The organism is Flavobacterium sp. W1B (genome assembly GCF_047344965.1).
Classification (GTDB): Bacteria; Bacteroidota; Bacteroidia; order Flavobacteriales; family Flavobacteriaceae; genus Flavobacterium.
In genome coordinates, this window is the sequence record NZ_CP178845.1 from 1,928,736 (window position 1) to 1,951,712 (window position 22,977).

At 32.1% G+C, this 22,977-nt stretch carries 24 protein-coding genes; 12 read left to right on the forward strand and 12 right to left on the reverse strand.

Annotation, left to right across the window (positions count from 1 at the left end):
• Positions 1-95: 95 nt before the first annotated feature.
• On the reverse strand, positions 96-509 hold the full coding sequence (locus tag ACMDB5_RS08430) for a DUF4293 domain-containing protein (RefSeq protein WP_413997819.1): 414 nt from the start codon (positions 507-509) through the stop codon (positions 96-98).
• A 180-nt stretch (positions 510-689) separates the two neighbouring features.
• Here ACMDB5_RS08430 and rho point away from each other — a divergent pair, with 180 nt between their 5' ends.
• A complete protein-coding gene (rho, locus tag ACMDB5_RS08435; protein WP_413997820.1) occupies positions 690-2,459 on the forward strand; it encodes a transcription termination factor Rho in 1,770 nt (589 codons plus the stop codon).
• Between the two features lie 120 nt (positions 2,460-2,579).
• On the opposite strand, the gene ACMDB5_RS08440 is transcribed toward rho, so the two are convergent.
• From ACMDB5_RS08440 to ACMDB5_RS08450, 3 genes are all read right to left on the reverse strand, one after another.
• Positions 2,580-3,824 carry an RsmB/NOP family class I SAM-dependent RNA methyltransferase gene (locus ACMDB5_RS08440; RefSeq protein WP_413997821.1) on the reverse strand — a complete coding sequence of 415 codons (1,245 nt, stop codon included), beginning with the start codon at positions 3,822-3,824 and terminating at the stop codon, positions 2,580-2,582.
• Positions 3,825-3,953: 129 nt separating this feature from the next.
• Positions 3,954-5,915 (reverse strand): KUP/HAK/KT family potassium transporter, encoded by a 1,962-nt coding sequence (locus tag ACMDB5_RS08445; protein WP_413997822.1) that lies wholly within the window; start codon positions 5,913-5,915, stop codon positions 3,954-3,956.
• A 128-nt stretch (positions 5,916-6,043) separates the two neighbouring features.
• Complete coding sequence (locus tag ACMDB5_RS08450; protein WP_413997823.1) at positions 6,044-7,315, reverse strand: hypothetical protein; 1,272 nt, start codon at positions 7,313-7,315, stop codon at positions 6,044-6,046.
• 371 nt (positions 7,316-7,686) lie between these two features.
• On the opposite strand from ACMDB5_RS08450, the gene ACMDB5_RS08455 reads away from it, so the two are divergent.
• Positions 7,687-8,496, forward strand: a complete 810-nt coding sequence (locus tag ACMDB5_RS08455) for a WD40/YVTN/BNR-like repeat-containing protein (RefSeq protein WP_413997824.1) — start codon at positions 7,687-7,689, stop codon at positions 8,494-8,496.
• A 58-nt stretch (positions 8,497-8,554) separates the two neighbouring features.
• On the opposite strand, the gene ACMDB5_RS08460 is transcribed toward ACMDB5_RS08455, so the two are convergent.
• From ACMDB5_RS08460 to ACMDB5_RS08475, 4 genes are all read right to left on the reverse strand, one after another.
• A complete protein-coding gene (locus ACMDB5_RS08460) occupies positions 8,555-9,016 on the reverse strand; it encodes a sensor of ECF-type sigma factor (protein WP_413997825.1) in 462 nt (153 codons plus the stop codon).
• A 53-nt stretch (positions 9,017-9,069) separates the two neighbouring features.
• The gene (locus ACMDB5_RS08465) at positions 9,070-9,483 is read right to left on the reverse strand and encodes a hypothetical protein (protein WP_413997826.1); all 414 of its coding nucleotides are present in this window, start codon (positions 9,481-9,483) and stop codon (positions 9,070-9,072) included.
• A 33-nt stretch (positions 9,484-9,516) separates the two neighbouring features.
• Positions 9,517-10,059, reverse strand: a complete 543-nt coding sequence (locus tag ACMDB5_RS08470) for an RNA polymerase sigma factor (RefSeq protein WP_413997827.1) — start codon at positions 10,057-10,059, stop codon at positions 9,517-9,519.
• 63 nt (positions 10,060-10,122) lie between these two features.
• Positions 10,123-11,319: an SRPBCC family protein gene (locus ACMDB5_RS08475; protein WP_413997828.1), complete on the reverse strand. Its 1,197-nt coding sequence runs from the start codon at positions 11,317-11,319 to the stop codon at positions 10,123-10,125.
• A gap of 758 nt (positions 11,320-12,077) precedes the next feature.
• Between ACMDB5_RS08475 and ACMDB5_RS08480 the strand changes: the two genes are divergently transcribed.
• Positions 12,078-12,464, forward strand: a complete 387-nt coding sequence (locus tag ACMDB5_RS08480; protein WP_413997829.1) for a hypothetical protein — start codon at positions 12,078-12,080, stop codon at positions 12,462-12,464.
• 70 nt (positions 12,465-12,534) lie between these two features.
• On the opposite strand, the gene ACMDB5_RS08485 is transcribed toward ACMDB5_RS08480, so the two are convergent.
• Positions 12,535-13,602, reverse strand: coding sequence for a branched-chain amino acid aminotransferase (locus tag ACMDB5_RS08485; RefSeq protein WP_413997830.1), 1,068 nt, complete (start codon positions 13,600-13,602; stop codon positions 12,535-12,537).
• 302 nt (positions 13,603-13,904) lie between these two features.
• Here ACMDB5_RS08485 and mnmD point away from each other — a divergent pair, with 302 nt between their 5' ends.
• Both mnmD and ACMDB5_RS08495 read left to right on the forward strand, forming a co-directional pair.
• Positions 13,905-14,570, forward strand: coding sequence for a tRNA (5-methylaminomethyl-2-thiouridine)(34)-methyltransferase MnmD (gene mnmD / locus ACMDB5_RS08490; RefSeq protein WP_413997831.1), 666 nt, complete (start codon positions 13,905-13,907; stop codon positions 14,568-14,570).
• A 154-nt stretch (positions 14,571-14,724) separates the two neighbouring features.
• Positions 14,725-14,925 (forward strand): hypothetical protein, encoded by a 201-nt coding sequence (locus tag ACMDB5_RS08495; RefSeq protein WP_413997832.1) that lies wholly within the window; start codon positions 14,725-14,727, stop codon positions 14,923-14,925.
• Between the two features lie 35 nt (positions 14,926-14,960).
• Here ACMDB5_RS08495 and ACMDB5_RS08500 read toward each other — a convergent pair whose 3' ends face one another.
• Complete coding sequence (locus ACMDB5_RS08500; protein ID WP_413997833.1) at positions 14,961-15,902, reverse strand: LysR substrate-binding domain-containing protein; 942 nt, start codon at positions 15,900-15,902, stop codon at positions 14,961-14,963.
• Positions 15,903-15,996: 94 nt separating this feature from the next.
• On the opposite strand from ACMDB5_RS08500, the gene ACMDB5_RS08505 reads away from it, so the two are divergent.
• The 4 genes from ACMDB5_RS08505 (at position 15,997) to can (ending at position 19,383) form a co-directional block, all read left to right on the forward strand.
• Positions 15,997-16,476, forward strand: coding sequence for a Dps family protein (locus tag ACMDB5_RS08505; protein ID WP_413997834.1), 480 nt, complete (start codon positions 15,997-15,999; stop codon positions 16,474-16,476).
• A 136-nt stretch (positions 16,477-16,612) separates the two neighbouring features.
• Positions 16,613-16,903, forward strand: a complete 291-nt coding sequence (locus tag ACMDB5_RS08510; RefSeq protein ID WP_413997835.1) for a hypothetical protein — start codon at positions 16,613-16,615, stop codon at positions 16,901-16,903.
• An 81-nt stretch (positions 16,904-16,984) separates the two neighbouring features.
• Complete coding sequence (locus tag ACMDB5_RS08515) at positions 16,985-18,640, forward strand: SulP family inorganic anion transporter (RefSeq protein WP_413997836.1); 1,656 nt, start codon at positions 16,985-16,987, stop codon at positions 18,638-18,640.
• Between the two features lie 107 nt (positions 18,641-18,747).
• On the forward strand, positions 18,748-19,383 hold the full coding sequence (gene can / locus ACMDB5_RS08520) for a carbonate dehydratase (protein WP_413997837.1): 636 nt from the start codon (positions 18,748-18,750) through the stop codon (positions 19,381-19,383).
• Positions 19,384-19,414: 31 nt separating this feature from the next.
• Here the strand turns inward: can and ACMDB5_RS08525 are convergent, their stop codons facing one another.
• Entirely contained in the window at positions 19,415-20,617 is a 1,203-nt protein-coding gene (locus ACMDB5_RS08525) for an LETM1-related biofilm-associated protein (RefSeq protein WP_413997838.1), read from the reverse strand.
• A 103-nt stretch (positions 20,618-20,720) separates the two neighbouring features.
• The gene (locus tag ACMDB5_RS08530) at positions 20,721-21,248 is read right to left on the reverse strand and encodes a superoxide dismutase family protein (protein WP_413997839.1); all 528 of its coding nucleotides are present in this window, start codon (positions 21,246-21,248) and stop codon (positions 20,721-20,723) included.
• Positions 21,249-21,447: 199 nt separating this feature from the next.
• Between ACMDB5_RS08530 and ACMDB5_RS08535 the strand changes: the two genes are divergently transcribed.
• From ACMDB5_RS08535 to ACMDB5_RS08545, 3 genes are all read left to right on the forward strand, one after another.
• Positions 21,448-21,879, forward strand: a complete 432-nt coding sequence (locus ACMDB5_RS08535) for an META domain-containing protein (RefSeq protein WP_413997840.1) — start codon at positions 21,448-21,450, stop codon at positions 21,877-21,879.
• Between the two features lie 83 nt (positions 21,880-21,962).
• On the forward strand, positions 21,963-22,484 hold the full coding sequence (locus ACMDB5_RS08540) for a DUF4251 domain-containing protein (protein WP_413997841.1): 522 nt from the start codon (positions 21,963-21,965) through the stop codon (positions 22,482-22,484).
• Positions 22,485-22,519: 35 nt separating this feature from the next.
• The gene (locus tag ACMDB5_RS08545; protein WP_413997842.1) at positions 22,520-22,972 is read left to right on the forward strand and encodes a copper resistance protein NlpE; all 453 of its coding nucleotides are present in this window, start codon (positions 22,520-22,522) and stop codon (positions 22,970-22,972) included.
• The last annotated feature ends 5 nt before the right edge of the window (positions 22,973-22,977 follow it).

Consider the following 22,977-nt stretch of genomic DNA (forward strand, 5'->3'; position numbering starts at 1 on the left):
GACTAATTATTCATTTATAGGTTTTTATTTTACAAAAAAACCCGAACGGTTAGGTTCGGGTTTTCTTCGCACTAAATAAACTAATGTTTATAGGTTTACCTCAATCTGTCCACAGATTTTACAAGATCCTCATCCTTCTTGATGGCTTTATTAGCCAAAACTAATAATACGATAGCCAAGATAGGTAGAAACATCCCAATACCTTTCTCAGAAACAAGGACTGTTTCTCCAGATAAGTTTAGTGAACGATATACAAATAATCCTAATAAAATTAAATTTAATATGATATTCAATCTGCCAATTACAAATTGAAGTTGTCTTTTTTTGAACGAAATAATACTTATTATCGAAAGAGTTGTACTTAAGCCCAATAAAACAACATAAATCTGGTTTTGTACAAAGAAATAATCGGTTGCATTGTTCATTGTCCAAAGCGGAAATAAAAATGGTAATATTCCTGTAACTACAAATGCTAGAAGTAAATATATGGTTTGAATTCTTTGTATCATTTTTTTTATTTGATACACAAAAATATAGTTTCTTTTTTAAAAATACTATTGTACGGTAAAATTTTATTCGTAATATTGCATAACAATACCGTAAGCACTTCATACTGCGGTCAATTCAAAATAATTATTTACTACCTATCTTTTAGAGTATTTCCAAATTAATTTAACTCAAGAACATTCATGTTTGATATTTCTGCATTAAAAGAAATGAAGCTTGCTGAGCTCCAAGAAATAGCTAAGGCAGCTAAAACCATAAAATTTAACGGTGTAAAAAAAGAAACCTTAATAGGTCAGATTTTAGAGCATCAAGCTACACATGTAGATTCTAAGCCAGATAATAATAACACGGAAGCTATTGCTGATGATGGCAAGCTTAAAAGGGCTCGCATTGTACCGGTTAAAAAAGCGGCTATTCAAAAAAATAAAACAATTGCTGCTGTTGCAAAAGAAGAGCCTCAAGTTGAAATTAGTACTCCCGAGGAACTAAATTTTCCTGCAGCTGAAGTAGCCTCAGAGCAAGTACCGAATGAAGAGCCACAGGTTGAAAAAAAAGTAGGTAAAATTATTAAATTCAATAAGTCAGCTTACGAAAAGAAAATTGCCTTAAAAAAGGATAAAGAACAAGAAAAAGAAGCGGCTGTAGAAAAAGAAGCTGTTACAGATAAAGAAATTGTTGCCGAAAATGGCATCATTGCGACTACAGAAGCTGTAGTTCCTGCTAAAAAAATTAATCCAAATCAATTAAATAAGCAGAATCAGAACCCAAATCAAAATCTAAATCAAAACCCCAATTTTAAAAATAAAAAAAATAATTTTAGGGACTCTGATTTTGAATTTGACGGAATAATAGAAAGCGAAGGCGTTCTTGAAATGATGCCCGATGGTTATGGTTTTTTACGTTCTTCGGATTATAATTATCTAGCCTCACCGGATGATATTTATTTATCGACTTCTCAAATTAGATTATTTGGTCTTAAAACCGGAGATACGGTAAAAGGAGTAGTAAGGCCTCCAAAAGAAGGAGAAAAATTTTTTCCTTTAGTACGAGTTTTAAAAATAAACGGACACGATCCACAAGTAGTTCGCGATAGAGTTTCATTTGAACATTTGACTCCTGTTTTCCCTTCTGAAAAATTTAAATTAGCTGAAAAGCAAAGTACGATTTCTACAAGAATTATCGATTTGTTTTCACCTATAGGTAAAGGACAGCGTGGTATGATCGTTGCCCAACCTAAAACGGGTAAAACGATGTTGCTGAAAGAAATTGCAAATGCAATTGCTGCTAATCATCCTGAGGTTTATCTTATTGTTTTATTGATTGATGAGCGCCCAGAGGAGGTTACGGACATGCAACGTTCTGTACGAGGTGAAGTAATTGCTTCTACTTTTGACAGAGAGCCGCAAGAGCATGTTAAAATCGCTAATATCGTGCTAGAAAAAGCAAAACGTTTAGTAGAATGTGGACATGATGTTGTGATTCTTTTAGATTCAATAACTCGTTTAGCAAGAGCTTATAACACGGTGCAACCTGCTTCAGGAAAAGTATTGAGTGGAGGTGTTGATGCTAATGCTTTGCAGAAACCAAAACGTTTCTTTGGAGCCGCGCGTAATGTTGAAAATGGTGGTTCATTGAGTATTATTGCAACTGCTTTGACAGAAACTGGTTCTAAAATGGACGAGGTTATTTTTGAAGAATTCAAAGGTACGGGTAATATGGAATTACAATTGGATAGAAAAATTGCCAATAAACGTATTTTCCCTGCAATTGATTTGACTTCTTCAAGTACTAGACGTGATGATATGTTATTGGATCAAAAAACATTGCAACGCATGTGGATTATGAGAAAATACCTTTCTGACATGAATCCTATAGAAGCGATGGATTTTATCAATGATCGTTTTAAGAAAACAAGAAATAACGAAGAGTTTTTAATCTCTATGAATGATTAAATTTTTCTTTTTCAAGATAAAAAAGTCCCGGTTGCGGGACTTTTTTGTTTTTAGAAAAGTTTATAACACAAAAAAGTCTTCCGTTTTTGGAAGACTTTTTAATTTATATAAGAAAGCTATTTAAGCCTTAACTTCTTTGATTTCCTTAACTTGCTCTTTTCGTTCTAACAACGCCATATAGAAACCGTCAAAACCAGATTCTGAAGCCAGAATTTTTTGGTCTTTTATGAAATTAAATTGTTTTCCAATGTCTGTAGTTAAAAAACGGGCCACTTGTTCTTGGTTTTCCGAAGGCAAAATAGAGCAGGTAGCGTAAACTAGTTTACCACCTGGTTTTACAATTTTAGAATAACTTTCTAAAACCTCAGATTGTACTTTGCGAATATTATCAATAAACTCTGGTTTCAATTTCCATTTGGCATCGGGGTTTCTTTTAAGAACACCTAAACCGCTACAAGGAGCGTCTATCAATACACGATCCGCTTTTTCATGCAGTTTCTTAATGACTTTTGTAGCGTCAATAATGCGGTATTCAATATTAAAGGCGCCATCTCTTTTAGCTCTTAATTTTAACTGCTTTAATTTACTTTCGTATAAATCCATTGCAATTAATTGTCCTTTGTTTTCCATCAAAGCGGCAATATGTAATGTTTTTCCACCAGCACCGGCACAAGTATCTACTACGCGCATACCAGGTTTAACATCAAGAAAGGCTGCAACAAGCTGTGAATTGGCATCCTGAACTTCAAAGAAACCTTGTTTGAAAGCGTCAGTCATAAAAACATTGGCTCTTTCTTTTAAAACTAGAGCATCAGGCTGATTTTTTAAATAGTCAGTCTCAATGTCTAAATCCATTAAGATTGCTCTTAATGTTTCTTTAGTAGTTTTTAGGGTGTTAACTCTAAGAATTACTTTGGCTGGTTGGTTTTGAGCAGCAATTTCAGTAGCCCAAACTTTCTCACCTAATTCTTTTACTCCCAATTCGTCCATCCAATCCGGAATAGATTCTTTTAGGGCTCTTATTTTTGAAAGTTCATCGAATCTTCCTTTTATTTTTCTTTCTGGAGTTCCTTCGAGTTGACGCCAATCCGGAATAGGATAGCCTCTTAAAACTGCCCAAACCGAAAACATTCTCCAAAGATTGTCTCTGTCAAATGGTTCTTTTACTTCAGCAATTTCAGCATATAATCTTTTCCATCTTACAATTTCGTAGATCGTTTCGGCAACAAACTTTCTGTCTGAGCTTCCCCAACGTTTGTCTTTTTTTAAGGCTCTTGCAACCACTTTATCGGCATATTCTCCTTCGTTAAATATTGCATTTAAGGAATCAATAGTGGTATAAACTAAATTTCTGTGTAATCTCATTTTAAATAATTGAGGTGCAAAGGTACTATTAATTGGTTGAAAGTTAAATTTTTAATAATGAATGTTGGGTTTATATTTTTTGCATAAAAAAAACACTGCTTAAAACAGTGTTTTTCTTTTATTTATAGTTTATTTAATTCGGGTTAAACCAATGTTTTCTGGTGGATGAAGTACCATTGGAAATTTTTCTATTTTCACAGAACTGCTGTCCAAACCAAAAGCACCTTCTTCTGACAGACTTAATTTCTTGATAGAGAAATACGAATTCATGATTATTTTTTCATGCCATCTCAAATCGCTGTCATTAGAAAGGAATTTTTCAGACAATACAAATTTGAAATCACCGATAATATTGTTTTTATTTAAGGATTCGTATCGGCTGGTGATATCAACCTCTCCTTTTTTAACCATATCCTTGATTACTTCTCTAAACATTAAGCTTATCTTAGTAGGCTCTCTAAATCCTAAATTAAAATCCACACGATACAAGTCGTCTTTGATGATTTCGGTTACTTTATATTCAGTTTTGTAGGGTTCGCTTAGGATGTTAACATGAACAAACCAGTACAAATCAGCTCTTTTTGGTCTTTTTTGTAAGATAGAATACATTACCTTTTCTTCTATTTCATCAATTCTATTGGCGTTAGTCATGTAAACTAGATGAGTAGCATATTTTGGAATGGTTAAGTCGGCACTTAATTCCATTAATACTTTTTTGTAGTCTTGTATTTTTACAATTTTGGTGTAGCTCTTGCTTATTTTTTTAGCTAAATACCAAATAGTCATTACTGATATTAATATCATGGCAATGATCAGAGTTACATAACCGCCTTCGGAAAATTTAGTGATATTCGCTGCCAAGAAACTTAATTCAATAGCCAAATAAATTGATATCAATGGGACTATAAAATACAATTTAACCCTTTTCATAATCAAATAGAAATTGAGTAAAATAGTGGTCATAATCATGCATAAAATAATGGCTAACCCATAGGCATGTTCCATATTTCCAGATTCTTCAAAGTGCAATACAATGCCCACACATCCAAAGAAAAGCAACCAGTTTATTGATGGAATATAGAGTTGTCCTTTTAATTCGGTAGGGTATTTAATTTTTACTTTTGGCCAAAAATTTAATCGCATTGCCTCGTTAATTAAGGTAAATGAACCACTAATAAGTGCTTGCGAAGCGATAACAGCAGCAAGTGTGGCGATTACAATTCCAATTGGTTGGAACCAATCGGCCATTATTAGATAAAATGGATTTCCATTGGAACCTCCCAGACTTTTTAAGGTTTCACCTTCATGGTGAATTAAGAAAGCCGCCTGTCCAAAATAATTAAGAACCAAAGTAGTTTTTACAAAAATCCAGCTAATTCTAATGTTTTTTCGTCCGCAATGTCCCATGTCTGAATACAAGGCTTCGGCTCCTGTGGTACACAGAAATACAAAACCCAAAACAAAAAAACCATCCGGATGAACAGATAGTAAATGGTAAGCATAATATGGATTAAAAGCCTTAAAAACTTCAGGGTATTTTGCAATTTGTATAAGACCTAGTATTCCAAGCATACTAAACCAAATAAGCATCATAGGAGCAAAAAATTTACCAACTAATTTTGATCCAAATTGTTGGATGCTAAAAAGAACAAACAGAATACCAATTACAATAGGAATAGTATTTATTTGTGGATAATAGGTTTTAATTCCTTCAATAGCAGATGAAACAGAGATGGGAGGGGTAATGATTCCATCGGCCAGTAAGGCACTTCCTCCAATAATTGCGGGGACAATCAACCATTTTATTTTTGTTTTCTTGACTAGGGCATATAATGCAAAAATTCCTCCTTCGCCATGATTATCTGCACCCAGAGTAATAACTACATATTTGATTGTAGTTTGTAGGGTAAGAGTCCAAAAAACACATGATATTCCTCCTAAGACAATATCAGCATCAATAGTATGATCTCCTAAGATGGCTTTCATAACGTATAATGGAGAAGTTCCAATATCTCCATAAATAATACCTAATGTAACTAATAGACCACCTAATGTTAATTTGGTATGCAAGTTTTTATGCGAAGTGCTCATGTATTATTTTTAAAAAACTCGTCAAATTTACTCTTTTTAAACAAACTTAGCTTGTTTATTTATAAAAAGACATTTAAAAAAAAACACGGTCAATGGACCGTGTTTAAAATTGCTTTTTTTGAATAGTTTTAAGACCTTCTGTTGTTGTCTCTAGATTGATTTTCTCTTCTCTGTTCTGTTCTTTGCGGAGCAGACTCTCTAGATTGATTTACTCTATTTTGAGAAAAATTTCTTGGTGTTTCTGTTCTTTGCGGAGCAGATTCTCTAGATGGATTTACTCTATTTTGAGAAAAATTTCTTGGTGTTTCTGTTCTTTGCGGAGCAGATTCTCTAGATGGATTTACCCTGTTTTGAGAAAAATCTCTTGGTGTTTCAGTTCTTTGTGGAGCAGATTCTCTAGATGGATTTACCCTGTTTTGAGAAAAATCTCTTCTCTGTTCTGTTCTTTGTGGAGCAGATTCTCTAGATGGATTTACTCTGTTTTGAGAAAAATCTCTTCTTTGTTCTGTTCTTTGCGAAGCATTATCTCTAGAAGAGTTAATTCTGTTTTGAGAATTGTCTCTTTGGTTTTCATTTCTTCTTGACGCAATTTCTCTAGTGTTATAAGTTCTGTTTCTAGAATAGTTTACATCGTTTCGAGCGTTAATATTTCGGCTTGTTCTTCTTTGATCTAGTTCATAACGATTTGCAATATTACTGTTTCTTCTTGAAAAATTGCGATCAGGATATTGTCTTTCGTAGCCATTAGAGCGTCTTGAATTGTATATAATAGTAGCATGGTTGCTTCTTCTATAATTTACATAGTTATAATTGTTGTTTATGTTCAGACTAAGACGGATGTTATTTCTGTATCTGTAAACCGGATACGGATTCCATGCATAGTAGTAGGATGGGTAATAGTTCCAATACCAATTTGATACATAAGGACGATAATTATTTAACCAAAAAGAAGCATAAATAGTAGGAGTGCTATAATAAACTGGTTCGTAAATGTAGTTTGCGCCATACATGTATTCGTTACCTACAATCTGAATTTGAACTTTATTGTAACGGTCTCTTTCTACTTCGATTGTCGCAACATCTTGATAAACATCTCGGTCAAGAACGGATTGTACAATAATCACGTGGGTGTTATTATCAACAGTTTCTATAACACGCAGATAATCTACTTCGTTATCGTTATTCAAATCTAGATTTGAGATTTGAAGTTTTGGATCATTTAAGCGTCTTTCAAAATCCTGAAGATTTTTAGAATCTCCAAAAATATCAGCAACGGCTCTAAGATCTAGGTTATCACTTATTTCATCGCTCATAGCGTTTACTCTAGTGCCATTTTGTGCTTGTATCTGACCTGCAAAAAATGAGGTCATTAGGCTTAGAAAAAGTATTTTAGTTTTCATAATAAGTGTATTTAATTATTATATTTTCGAATATTCAATTACTGTGCCAATTAATTTTATGTTCAAACGCTATTCTTGTATTTAATTGTAAATTAGCCTCAAATAAATTGATAATAATGCGAAAAGTCTTTTTAATACTGTTGAGTTTGTTTTTTTTAAATTCTTGTAAAACAATTGAGTATAAAAATAAAAGTAAGGATAGGATTATTTTTAAATCCGTTCAAATAGATACTCTGTTTCAGGACAATATAAGTATTAGGGCCATAGTCGTTGACGAAAATAAAATTTGGTATGCAGCAAATAATTCACGATTTGGTTTTTTTGACGTGAGAAAAAAAAGAAAAGAGGAAAGAGTTGCTACAATTGATAGTATGAAGTTAGAATTCAGAAGTATAGCCCAAACTTCAAAAAATATTTTTATGCTGAGTGTCGCTAATCCAGCGCTACTTTATAAGGTTTTAAAAGAGGATTTAAATCCAAGTTTAGTATATAAGGAAAATAATGAAAAGGTTTTTTATGATAGTATGCAATTCTGGAATGATAAGGAAGGTATTGCTATAGGTGATCCGGTTGAAGATTGTCTTTCAATAATCATTACAAGAGATGGAGGAAATACTTGGAATAAAATACCATCGAACGCACTTCCTAAAATTATTGATGGCGAAGTGGCTTTTGCTGCAAGCAACACTAATATTGTGCTAAAAGGCAATCAGGTTTGGGTTGTGTCTGGAGGTAAAAAATCCAGAGTTTTTCATTCTGCTGATAAAGGAAATAGCTGGGAAGTTTATAATACTCCAATTGTGCAAGGAAAAACAATGACGGGGATTTTTACTGCCGATTTTTATGATTCTAAAAAAGGATTTGTAGCAGGAGGAGATTATGAAAATCCGACTCAGAATTTTGGTAACAAAGCCATTACTGTAGATGGAGGAAAAACATGGAAGCTGATAGCGGAAAATGATGGTTTTGGTTATGCTTCTTGTGTGCAATATGTTCCGAATAGCGGAGGAAAATCATTGGTAAGTGTAGGAGCAACCGGAATTTATTATTCCTATGACAGTGGGAATTCTTGGAAACAATTAGCTACAGATCCTGATCTTTTTACCATTCGTTTTATAGATAATAATTCCGCAATTGCCGCTGGGAAAAATAAAATGATCCGAATTCAATTTTTAAAATAAAACCCAATCCAATATAATCTTATATTGAATTGGGTTTGTATTATGTTTTAAAAAAAAACTACTCTTTTTTCGGAGTTCTGTCTCTGTATTGGTGCAATAATTTTCTATTAAAGTTTTCTTCAGATTTTCTGAGTTTTAGAATTTTTACGGCAGGAAGAATGGGTTTTAAATCTTTAATGAATTTTTTTCGCAATAAAAACACTTCTTCATCTGCGTTTTCGATTTGATTCAACAAAATAGCAGCATCTTTATCACTCATCGTATCTAAAGCGTCATTATTCATTCGGCTCATATAAGCTTTAATTTTTGTATGCCTTATTTCAAATTGCTTATCATCAAACCGATTATAGATAGGCCAAAATTTTTCAGACTCATTAGCCGTCAAATCTAGTTCAGTTGTAAAAAAAGCTACTTTTAAGGCTTTAATTTGTTCTCTTTTTTCTTTCATTCTTTCGCCTTGAGCGTAAAAATTAAAAGAAGTGAGTAACAAGAGTATTGGAAGAATTTTTTTAATATTCATTTTTGTTTGTGTTTATTATTTTTAACTCAAAGTGTAAAATACTTTGTTAAGATTTATTCAAGTATAAGATGCTCTAAATTAGCATTAGATGTTAGGATGTCTTCGATGGTTTTGTCTTCCAGTGCAACGTTTGTTTGTATTTTATCGATATCATCAGGATCTAAGTCGTTTATCAAATCATATTGATTCATGTTAGACTGATAACTCAAATAAGTTTCGATCGTATTTTCATCTAATTCTTTCGAATTTTTCAAAGAAATAGTAAAAATAGGAATCATCAATGCAATGACCAAAACAGCTGCTGCCATCATCAGCATTGTTTTTCTTTTTTGGAAAAGTGAAATTAGCTTTGGCTCTTCTTTAGGTAATTGCAGCATTACTTTTTCTGAAAAATTTTCAAAATAATTCGCTGGAGTGGTAAATCCAGATTCAATTTTGGTCTCGTTTTCTAATTTAAATGTTTTCATAACAAATGTTAGACTTAATTATTGACAAAAGGTTTAATCTGTCGTTACAAAAGCTTCTATTTTTTTTACGGCAATATGATAGGAAGCTTTCAAACCTCCAACTGAAGTTCCCAGTATTTCTGATATTTCTTCATATTTAAGTTCTTCAAAATATCGCATTTTAAAGACCAATTGCTGTTTTTCGGGAAGAGCAGCAATTGCCTTTTGTAATTTTATTTGGATTTCATTTCCGTCAAAATACGGATCCGATTTTAAATTATCGATGGTTTTATTCTGTAAGGTTTCTGATGAAATTCCGCTTTTTCGTGCTTTTTGGTTTAAAAAGCTAAGGGCTTCATTTGTCGCTATGCGATACATCCAAGAAAACAGTTTGCTTTCTCCTTTAAAGTTTTTTAAATGCTGAAATACTTTAATAAATGTGTTTTGCAAGACATCATCCGTATCATCATGATTCAAAACAATGTTGCGTATATGATTATAAAGCGGCTTCTGATAGGCAAGCAAGAGTTTTTGAAACGCTTCATTTTGCGTTTTAGGGTTCAATAACAGTTGAATAAATTCCTCTTCTTCTGGCAAAGCTACTTTTTATGTAATTAGAATCGAATTCTTTGAATTGGTTTAATCAAGTCTATAAAAGAATTAAAATTCCGATTGTCCTTCTTCAGTTGTTTTAGGAGCCGGTACTTTTTTAGGTTCAGTACTTTTTAGAACAGTTTTGTTTCTTTTTATAGGTTCAACGGAGTTAGAAATCGTTGGATCTTCATCAATATCACCGGTTTGTAGAACCGTTTGAGTCGGCGTGTTTATTACAGGCGCTACTTTTGGGATTATTGGCATATAAATTTCAGTAACCCATTCAGAAGGTTTTTTTGCTTCGTCTTTTCCGATAGTGTAAACTTCAATATGAGAAATTAAAGGGGCATGACTGATTTGGTTCTTAATAAGGTATTCAACGGTCTTATTGTATGCCTTTTTTAGGTGCGAATAATCTCCGGTAAGTGTAGTTTTTACCGCTTCAAACGCCTCAAGTTTTCCTGATGCAATATCGCTTCCCGCGCTGATGAATATTTCGTTTTTTATCGGAACGCCAATAGATACTCTTGCTAATCCTTTTTGTGCGTCATAAGTGTGGTATATCACAAATGGTTTTCCACTCATAGCGATGTTATTGTCTTTGCAGAAATCAATAATTTTTGGAGTTACTATTTTAAAGTTTTTGTTGATTTTTGCTATTTCGCTAGTAAAAGTTTGGCATAAATAAAAACTTAGCGGTTTTCTGACTAGTCCATTTTCTTTTATAGAATAGGTATTTATTTCATAAACTAGAGCTTTGTCAAGATTAATTAAGGTTTTTTCATAAATTGTGCCAATAACTTTATCTGCTCCGCCGTTCAAAGCGGTATAGATTTTAAAGAAAAAACTCATTTTTCCTTTTGTTTTCCAAGTCACTTTTGTACCGCCAATAGTATCTTTGAATATCCATTGAATAGAAGAAATTGTTCCTTCTGAATCCACTTTTTGAGAAATGCTATCATTTTCTTTGGCATAAAGAGTCTGTATTTCGCCATTGGTATCTTTACCTTCCCAAGAGTAAGAAGCATCTTTTCCGATAGTATTTTGAGAATAATTTATCTTTATTTCAGGATCTTGTAAAGTCCAAGAGCCGAAATCGGCCCAATTTCTATAATCGTTAACATAATTAAATACAGCGGATTTTGGTGAATTTATTATTCTGCTTCGTTCAACTGTAAAATCTCCTTTTTGAGTAGCAATAAAAATGGTAAGGGCTACTAAACTTAGCAATAATAAAAGAAATATATATTTTAAAATCCTCATGATGTATCGGTTATTTTCAGTCGTAAAGTTAGAATTTTTATTAATATGTAGGACGAATCATAAATAAATATGCTAAAGTTCCATTATTTATTTTGGCATTAAGTTTTAGGATGGTATTACGCAAATGGATGCAAATTACTATTTCAATTATTAATGAGCAAATGAGTCTCAATATAATGTTTTTTTATTAGAATCGGAGTTGTTCTAAGTATAGACTGCTAATGAAAATGTCTTATGAAGGAAAAATCAATCGGAAAGCATTTTTAACGAAAGTTAAATGACCGATTTGGATTTTTATTATGAGCGGCGCAAATTGCAGTCTGTTTAAGAAGTGGTTAGCTGAATTTAGCCTGTGAATATGGAATCAGAATGAGAGCCCTGAAGTTTTAGAATTTCTCGATGCAAATTGTATTTCCAAGAAATAAAAAACACTTCAGGAGAAAACTTAGGGTTATTCTAATTATCTTTTGCTGTTTTTGGAATTCTTGAACTAACGTTTGAAAAATATTTTTATCATAAAAAGAATTCCGATAAAAATTATAAAACCGATCAGTACCTTGTGGTTTCCTTTGTAAAAAAGCTTATGTATTTTAATGTCTTTTCGGTAGCAAAAAATGATTGCAATAACAAAAGCAATAAAAAAACAGAGTGCAAATATCAATTGTCCTTGGCTAAACATAGTTTAATTTTTTTGGCAAAAATAGGCAATTGTTTGAGAATAGTTACTAATTTGCCTTTTCATTTAACAAATAATAATCATGCAAAAACAAATCAATTCAGTTAAGGAATTTCATACCGCATTTAAAATAGGGCATAGCGAAACTCCGATTGCCGATTTGGGAGAAAATAAAAATACTCTTCGTTATCATTTGATGAAAGAGGAAAATGAGGAATATTTGGAAGCTGTTCAAAACAATGATTTAATTGAAATTGCTGACGCTTTAGGGGATATGATGTACATCCTTTGCGGAACTATTATAGAGCATGGTTTGCAACATAAAATTGAAGCGGTTTTTGACGAAATTCAACGCAGCAATATGAGTAAACTGGGAGAAGATGGAAATCCTATATATCGCGAAGATGGTAAAGTAATGAAAGGACCTAAATATTTTAAACCGGATTTTTCGAAGATATTAGGAGTGTAGTTTTGTTTTGATGTCAAAAAAAAACCATTTAATTAAAAATGGTTTTTTTGTAAACAGTATAATTAGTGACTTATATTTTAACAGTCCAGCCAAAGGTATCTTCGGCTAATTTATTTTGAATATTTGTCAATTTATCTTTAAGCTGTGATGCAGTTGAGTTTTCAATTTTTGGCAAATCGTAATAAACATCTTTATATGAAAAACCAGAAATAGGACTTATTACCGCAGCGGTTCCGGCTCCAAAAATTTCTTTTAGGCTTCCGTTTTCTGAAGCTTCAACTAATTCAGATACTAGAACGGAACGAATCTCTACCTCGATACCTTCTCTTTTTGCAAGATCGATAAGTGTTTTTCTTGTTACACCATCCAGAATTCTTTCGCTGGTAGGAGCAGTAAGTAAAGTATTATTAATTCTAAAGAACACATTCATTGTTCCTGCTTCTTCTAGTTTTGTATGAGTAGCATCATCAGTCCAAATTACCTGTTGGAAACCTTCTTTATTAGCTAAAGTTGTTGGGTAAAATTGTGCAGCATAATTTCCTGCAGCTTTTGCAGCTCCAATTCCGCCATTAGCAGCCCTACTGAAATGTTCAGCAATCACAACTTTTACATCACCTGAATAATAAGAAGTTACTGGAGATAAAATGATCATGAACTTATAATCATCCGATGGATTTGCAATTACACCTGTACCAGTTGCAATCATAAAGGGTCTGATATACATGGCATTTCCTTTACCTTTTTTTACCCATTCTTGATCAATTTTTAACAATTGGTTCAAACCATCCATAAAAACAGATTCTGGAACTTCCGGCATAGCCATTCTCACAGCTGATTTATTGAAACGATTGTAATTTTCATCAGGTCTAAAAAGCCAAATATCATCATTGTCATCTTTGTAAGCTTTCATACCTTCAAAAATGGCTTGACCATAATGGAAAACTCTTGTAGATGGATCTACTAAGAAAGGTGCATACGGTTTAATAACCGGTGTTTGCCATTCTCCATTTTTGAAATCACATTCTAATAAGTGATCCGTAAATACTGAGCCAAAGCTTAAGCTTTCAAAATCTACTTCATTTATTTTTGAAGTAGCAGCTTTTGTGATGTCAATTTTGTTGGTTTGAGTTGTACTCATAATTTATTTATTGTTTTTTACTTTTTTAAGAGATTAGAAAAAAACTAAAACATCATTTTTTTTATCAAATGAACTTTAATCCATGCAAAATTAAATAAAAACTTAATTAATCTTTGCTAAAACTACATTAATTGTTGCCTTTATGCTTGATTTGTTTATATAGTAAAAAATGAACAAAATTGAAGTCATTTCTATAGTATGTTTAACAAATTGGATTTGTTTTTAAATTAATTATATGTTTTTTTGTTTAAATTTGGCAAAAATCAATCTGGTGCTTAATAAGTACCCTCATAATAAAGACTTTGGAAAGAGAAATTATACAAACTCACGATGGTTCAACAACTATTCATATAAAAGAATGGGATGAATGTTATCATTCTAAACATGGTGCTATTCAAGAAGCGCAGCATGTTTTTATTAAAAACGGACTTTCTTTATTTCAAAACAGAGAAGTTTCTATCTTAGAAATTGGATTTGGAACAGGATTGAACACTTTTATTACTTTTTTGGAAGGTCAAAAAATGAATCAATCTATTGATTATGTTGGAGTAGAGGCTTATCCTATTTCGTCAGAGGAATTGGTTTCGATGAATTATGTTGAAGAATTAGGCGCCAATGAGCAAAAAGAGATTTTTGAAAAAATGCATACTTCCAATTGGGAGGAAAAAGTAATTTTGAGCGATCATTTTTCATTGACTAAAAGGAAACAATTTTTTGCAGAAATTGATGATGTAGATAAATATGATTTAATTTATTTTGATGCTTTTGGATACCGAGTGCAGCCAGAATTATGGAGTACAGCCATTTTTGAAAAAATGTTTGCCGCTCTTAAGAATAATGGAGTTTTGGTTACTTATGCCGCAAGAGGTGTTGTTAAAAGGAGTATGATTGAAGTAGGATTTACCGTTGAAAAATTGGCAGGGCCTCCAGGTAAGAGGGAAATGTTTCGTGCAACGAAATCTATTTGAGTTTCTTTTTAGAGCATTATAAATAGTTTGTAAATTTGTTTTTGTATGAAATATAATTCACAATTCAACGTTAAATTGGTGTGATATATCTATAAAAGGTGTATTTTTACAAAGAGTTAAAATAAAATACTAACCCCAAATCTCTTATTTTATTATGTCGAAAATTATGTTTGATTACACTAAATCAATTCTTGAAAGAGTAAGTTTCGATCCGTCACTTTTTTGTAAAGAATTAGAAAAAGCTATAAAAACATTGTTGCCTTACGAAATGGAACAGTTAAAAGAATGGTTATCAAGTTTTATAATCGAAAAACCAGAATTAAAGCAATGTTTATTAATTGTAAAGCATAAATGATAAAAAAAAAGGAACCTTAATTAAGGTTCCTTTTTTTATTTCTTCTGAATTGGACTGATGATTTGTACATTTTGAAAAACAATAGCTCCTTTTATTACTCCGGCAATAGTGCTTCTTAAGGCATCAATTATCTGAATTTTTAATTCGTTTTTAGGAAATAGTAAACTCACTTCACGAGCCGGTCTTGGTTCTGTAAAATGGCGTAGTTTTCTTTTATCGGATTCTTTTAAATCTAAGGTGTGTAAATAAGGCAATAGAGTAGTTCCTAAACCTTCATCGGCTAGTTTTATTAAGGTTTCAAAACTTCCACTTTCTATTCGGAAATGGTCAAATTCGTTTGTCGCTTTTCTTTTGCACAAATTTAAAATTCCATCTCTAAAACAATGACCGTCTTGAAGTAAAAGAATTTCGTCTAAATTTAAATCTTCGATTTCGATTTCTTCTTTTTTAAAATGCTGATGTCCTTCAGGAATGTAAGCAACAAAAGGTTCAAAGTACAAAACAATTTCCTTGATTTTTTCTTCCATCAAAGGTGTTGCAGCAATTGCTGCATCGAGATGACCATTATTGAGTTTTGTAATTATTTCCTCAGTGTTCAGTTCTTCAATTATGAGTTTTACTTTAGGATATTTTTTGATAAAATTATTCAAGAACATTGGCAATAGAGTAGGCATAATAGTTGGAATAATACCCAATCTAAATTCGCCTCCAATAAATCCTTTTTGTTGCTCTACAATATCCTGTATTCTGCCTGCTTCATTAACAATGTTTTTGGCTTGGTTAACGATTTTTTGACCAATTTCAGTAAGTTGAATTGGTTTTTTGGTTCGATCAAATATTATGATACTTAATTCTTCTTCAATTTTTTGAATTTGCATACTCAACGTAGGCTGAGTGACAAAACATTTTTCGGCAGCGAGGGTGAAATTTTTATGCTCTGCTACGGCTAGCACATATTTTAATTGGGTAATAGTCATAGATAGTATTTTATGATGTAAATATAAAAACAATCAATTTAATTTATAGTACAAATTACTCTTTTCTTTGGTACTTTTGATAAAAATAGAAATTATGAAAACAAACATTTTAGGGTTACCGCTAGAAGCATCAGAATTGATAGTGAAAGAGCTCAATATATTATTATCAAATTATCAGGTGTATTATCAAAATTTAAGAGGGATTCACTGGAATATTAAGGGAAAACGTTTCTTTGATCTGCATGTTAAATTCGAGGAATTATACAACGACTCTCAATTAAAAATAGATTTGATTGCTGAACGAGTTCTTACTTTGGGGGGAATTCCACTTCATACATTTGAAGATTATATGAAAAATAGTACGGTAGTTGTTGGTAAAAATGTTTTTAATGATGAGAAAGCAATTCATTTGATTGTAAACTCATTATCCCATTTATTGACGATTGAAAGAGCAATTTTTAATAAATCGGCAGAAATTGATGACGAAGGAACAACTTCAATGGTAAGTGGTTTTATTGGAGAACAGGAAAAAACAATTTGGATGATGCAATCTTGGTTAGAAGAAGGGATTTAAAAGAATATTTATTATGAAAATATGAAACAGAATGCTAGGTATTTGGCATTCTGTTTTTTTTTGGGTTATGTTAAATTTATTTAAAATTTTTAATTTTTTTTATTGATTTTCTTCTTTTCGACCTATTTTTGCCGCAATGAAATTAATAGCAAGTCTTTTTTTATTCTTATTTATTGCCTTTTTATCAACGCCTACAATTGTAACAATGATAGAAAAGTCTTGCGATACTTCAATGTTTTTTAATATATCCGAAGAGGAGCATCATTCTCATAAGGAAATTAAAAACTTTGTTTACACTAATAATTCTTCTTACATCGGTTTCAACGATGGAAAAATAAACAAGTCTAGTTTAATACTTTCTGAAAACTTATCGAAACACGATAATGTTTCGGCATCCATTTTTGCCCCTCCACCAAATTTCGCATAATATTTCGATTAAATTTTAAAATTAAATTACTGCATTCTTTTTAGATATGCAGGATATTAACATGCAATTTACTGTAATATTATGTCAAAAAAAATCAATCTTTTTGCCAATCTAAAATCTGATTTTGCTTCAGGTTTAGTAGTTTTTTTAGTTGCACTTCCTTTGTGTTTAGGAATTGCAATGGCCTCAGGTGCGCCATTATTTTCGGGAATTATCTCCGGAATCATTGGTGGTATCGTTGTGGGGTATTTGAGTCAGTCTCATATTAGTGTTTCCGGTCCTGCTGCGGGTTTAACAGCAATCATATTAACAGCAATCACTGATCTTGGTGCTTTTGATGTTTTTTTAACCGCCGTTTTTATTGCGGGATTAATTCAGCTGGGTTTAGGTTTTTTAAAAGCAGGAAGTATTTCTAATTATTTTCCAACGAATGTAATTGAGGGAATGCTAGCTGGTATTGGGGTTATCATTATCTTAAAGCAAATTCCGCATGCTTTTGGTTATGATACCAATTTTGAAGGAGACCAGTCTTTTGTTCAGAATGACGGGAATAATTCATTTTCTGCCTTAGTTGAAATTTTTAACCATATTCAATTGGGAGCAGTTGTCATCACCGCAGTTTCTTTGATTATCCTTATTTCATGGGATAAGGTTTCTTTTTTGAAAAAACTGAAATTAGTTCCGGGCGCTTTGGTCGCAGTAATTATCGGAATTCTTTTGAATGAATTTTTTATACAGACCGGTAGTTCGTTAGCAATTAACAAAGAGCATTTAGTTAGCTTGCCAATTCCTCAGTCTTTTGATGAGTTTAAGGCTATTATTGTAACTCCTAATTTTGCCGGAATTACCAATCCGCAGGTTTGGGTTGTTGGTTTAACCATTGCCATAGTTGCTTCTATAGAAACATTGTTATGTATTGAAGCCTCCGACAGAATGGATGTCCAAAAAAGATATACAAATACCAATATTGAGCTTAAAGCACAAGGAATTGGTAATATAGTAAGTTCTCTTTTGGGAGGATTACCAATGACATCTGTAGTTGTAAGATCATCTGCAAATAATAATGCAGGAGCAAAATCAAAAATGTCATCAATTATTCATGGTGTGCTTTTATTGATAAGTGTATTAGCTATTCCTGTTATTTTAAATAAAATTCCATTGGCAACTTTGGCAACGATACTTATTTTAGTAGGATACAAACTGGCTAAACCAGCAACTTTTATGCATTTCTGGGAAAAAGGAAAGTATCAATTTGTTCCTTTTATTGCCACTTTAGTAGCAGTTGTTGTTACTGACTTGCTTAAAGGAGTGTTGTTGGGGATTGTTATCAGCGTTATTTTTATCCTAAGAGGAAACTTAAAAAGAGCTTACAGTTTCAAAAAAGAGGAATATGTTGATGGTGATATTATTCATATCGATTTAGCCCAAGAAGTGTCTTTCTTGAATAAAGCGGCGATTAAGTTGACTTTGAGTGAAATACCCGAAAATTCTAAGGTGATTATCAATGCGCACGACACCGTTTATATTTCTCATGATATTTTAGATTTAATACGAGAATTTAAAGTAACAAGAGCAGTTGACGAGAATATTAAAGTAAAATTAAAAGGCTTCAAAAAAGCTTATGAGCTTGAAAACACGCCTGAATTGACTAACCATGTTACGTTTGAGCATTATTATGATGTTGCCAAAAGAGTAATGGTTAAGAAAGAAACATTTAAAGAAGTTTATCAAAATTAATAAAAAACAAATACGAGGCTAATGTAATTAGAACTTTAAAAAGGGATTTACTTTATGTGTCTCTTTAAGGTTTTATGGCCAAATTCAAATTAAAAAATATATACAAGATGAGTAATTTTTATAAAAAAATATTAGAGAATAATAAGAAGTGGGTTGAAGATAAATTAGCAATAGATTTAAACTATTTCGAAGATTTAGCCAAAGGACAGAAACCGCCATTATTATGGATTGGATGTTCTGATAGTCGAGTTCCTGCTAATGAAATTATTGGAGCTAAACCGGGAGAAGTTTTTGTTCATAGGAATATTGCCAATATGGTCGTTCATTCTGATATGAATATGCTGAGCGTATTAGATTATGCAGTAAATGTTTTGAAAGTAAAGCATGTTATCGTTTGTGGGCATTATGGATGCGGAGGTGTAAAAGCCGCAATGGGCAATGATTCTATTGGTATTATTGATAACTGGATCAGGCATATCAAGAATGTGTATCGTTTGCATAATGTTTATCTGGACTCTATTGTTGATGAAACAGAACGCTTTAACGCTTTTGTTGAAATTAATGCAAAAGAACAGGTTTTTGATTTGTCTAGAACGTCAATAGTGCAAAACGCATGGAAAAACGGACAGGATTTAACCTTACATGGTTGGGTTTATGGTTTGAATTCCGGTTTTGTAACTGATTTGAATGTGAATGTAAGTTCAAATAATGAGTTGGATGAAGTTTACCAATTGAATCTATAAAATAAAAAAATCGCCTTAGGGCGATTTTTTTTTATTCATTTTCGTCAAGATTTTCATTAAAAGCCGAGGGTAATAATTTAGGGATAAACTTGATTAATATTGGTAATAATAAGCTTCCTCCCGGTAGTAAGAAAATGGTTAATGATGGAATTGTTTTGCAAATATCCAATAATTGTTTTTTTACCTTTTTCTTTTCCTTTTCATCCAAATCTCTTCGAGTTGAATAGGCTAGTAACAGCATCAGTTCTTTGCTTTGGATGATTTCTTTTATCAGCCTGTTTTTATTGCGTGTAATTAATGTGATTACACTTTGTGTGGTTTGATCATAAAAATGTTTTACCGGATTTGAGTATTTAAAATAGGGTATTTCATTTTTATGTGTCGTTATGAATTCGTCGGTACTTTTGATACTTTCGGTTACAAAGGCATCGGGAACCGAAACAAGTTCGGCTAATTTGTGCAGGAAGTAGGCTTCTTCATTTTCAATCTTCCCATCGCTCCATAGCGCCATTCCGGCCATGTCAATCAAATAATATTTTTCTAATTCAAAGCTGAAATAGTCTAGATTGAGTCCTTCCAAATTTTGAGCACTTACTTTTGAAAACTTACTGTAACGAACGGATGCTTCAAAAAGCTTGATCAATAAATCATCATAATGGGATTTATGGGATTTGGTTTTTAATGCAAGAGAAACAACACTGATAACGGCCTCTTCAATTTTTTTTAAATATTTTTCAGGAATTATTCCATGGATTAAATATTGGCGGAAAGCCAATACATCTATAAATAATAAAGCATTGGTTACAATGTGAGAAAAATTTTTACTGATAATGTCAATATTAGTTTGAACCCTATCATCAATAATTTTTTCTAAATTTAAAGAAGGAGCGCTATTGGGTAATACTTTTTTTAACAAATTAAATCCTTGCGGATTCATCGTGTTGTAAAAGTCTAATGTTTTAGAAATAAAATTTTCAGGATCAGTTTCCTTAGTTGTTAAGCCATAAATAGCATATAAGGTATTTAATAAGGCAACTTTAGGAATTTCATTTTGCATCCAGCCTTTGGTTTCTATTGGAACAGCAGTTTCAAAAGAAACAATATGACCATATATGAATCCTGTATTTCGTATGTTTTGATAAAACAAATCAGCATCGCTGTAAACAGTTTGCGGTACTGTTTTTTGTTTTGAAAAATACTTGTCTATCCAACCTGAAGCAGAAGGGTTAATCATTTTCTATTTTTGAAGCTGCAAAGCTATGTTTTTTTTAGTTTGTTTATTAAATTAAATAACCATCTTATTTTAAATTCAATAGGATGGTTATTTATGAAATAATTTATTTGATGATTGCTGAACAAGCTACTCTAGCTCCTGCATTTCCTGCTGGTTGTGAAACAAAATCATCAATTCCTTGATGAACGATCAATCCTTTGCCTAGAATATCTTTGGCTGGATCTTCGCCACCAATACTCCACTCATCTGTAGTCATCGATATAGTTCCGTTTCCATTTGCATCAGCGGTAAAATTTCCTATATCACCTCTATGATATTCTCCCACACCCCATTTTCCGTGTTTTTTAAATGTTGGATTCCAATGTCCACCCGCTGAACTTCCGTCGGCTGCAGAACAATCTGATTTTTCATGAATATGAATGGCGTGAAGACCGGGCGTTAAACCTGATAATTTGGCTACGAAAGTCACTTTGCCATTTTTTTCTACAAAAGTTGCGGTACCCGAAACGGTACTATTGCTTTTTGGTTCAAATGCAATATTGAGTTTTTGTGAATCATTTGAACTGTTACTTGTCTTACATCCAATTACAATCGTTAAAATTAGAGCAATTGTTATGATTAGTTTTTTCATTTTAACTATTTAAAAAATTAATAAATTAGTACGTAAAGTTACTTTAAATTTGGTTGAAATCATTGACCAGATTGAAAAAAAAATAATTTACTGCTCGTCTCTATTTAACAATTCTATAGTACAAGTTAATAAAATTAACACCTAATTTTGTACTAGTTTTTAACGAGTTTTTACTCAAAATCATTTAATAATATTAAGTATGAAAAAGGTATTTTTATCTCTAACAATTTTATGTTTGGCATTTATGTCTTGTAATTCCACTAAATCAACGGTTAAGAATGTTGCTTCACTAGAAGGAACATGGGAATTGAATTATATCACAGGGCCAAGAATTGCTTTTGAAGGTTTATATCCAGACAAAAAACCAAGCATTGTTTTTGATTTAAAAGAGAACAGGGTTTCGGGTAACAATAGCTGTAACAATTTTATGGGACCATTGAATGTAAAGGATAATAAAATAAACTTTAAAGACGCTAAAATGGGAATGACCATGATGGCTTGTCAAGGTTCTGGAGACAGTGTTTTTATGTCGACACTAGATAAAGTTCAAACATATTCTATCTCTGAGGATGGAAAAACCTTAAGCTTTATCATGGGAGATATCGCCATGATGCGTTTTACTAAGAAATAAGTTTACTAATGATGCCCTTTTTAGGGCATTATTTTTGTGTTTTCATTTTAGTTGAAATAATGTTAAACTGAAAAATAACAGCCATGAAATCAAAAAGTAGAATCTTATTAGTATTTCTTTTATTTGTAGTTACTATGGGCTTTGCCCAAGAGAAAACCAGAAAACAGTTAAGGGAAGAAAGGAAAATTGAAAAAGAAAAACAAACAGCGATTTTGGTAAATTCCAAAGAATTTGTTTTCGTTGGTCAAAAAGCTTTGCCTCAAGGATTCAGAAATATAGATTTGACCACGAATCCTAATTTTATCGAATTTAAGCCTGATTTTATCAAAAGCGAAATGCCTTTTTTTGGCCGCGGGTATATGGGTATTGGATATGGAGGAGATAAAGGATTGAAGTTTGAAGGAAAACCAAGCATATTTACGGTTGAGAAAGCTAAAAAGACTTATGAAATAAAAGCCACCGTTAGAGGCGAACAGGACGTATTTAAAATCTCACTTTCTGTTTCTTTTGAAGGAAGTGCAACACTTACGATTAATTCTAATAATCGCAGCTCAATTTCCTATTATGGCGAAATATCTAAAATTGAAAAGAAAGAGGATAAGTAGCGTTTTAAAAATGAAAATTTAATTAAAATACTATTATGAAATATAGAATTGTTTTACTTTTTTGTTCCTCGCTGTTTTTTTTGAGCTGTAAAAATGGGACTAATAAAAATGATATTGAAGTTGTAGCGACTAAAGCTAGCGATGCTAATGCGGTCGATGAACATAATTCTCAAAATTCTTTGGATTGGTCAGGAACTTACAGTGGGGTAGTACCTTGCGCTGATTGTGAAGGAATTGAAACTGAAATTATCCTAAATAAAGACATGACTTTCATTAGGAGAACAAAATATCTAGGTAAAGGAGACCAAAAAGTAGCCGAAGAAATAGGCAGTTTTGTTTGGGATAAAACAGGATCGATTGTTTCTTTAAAAGGAATAGACGAAGCTCCCGGTCAATATAAAGTGGGCGAAAACAAGCTGATGCAGTTAGATATGGAAGGCAAAGTTATTACCGGATCCTTGGCAGATAACTATATTTTGAAAAAATAAATATT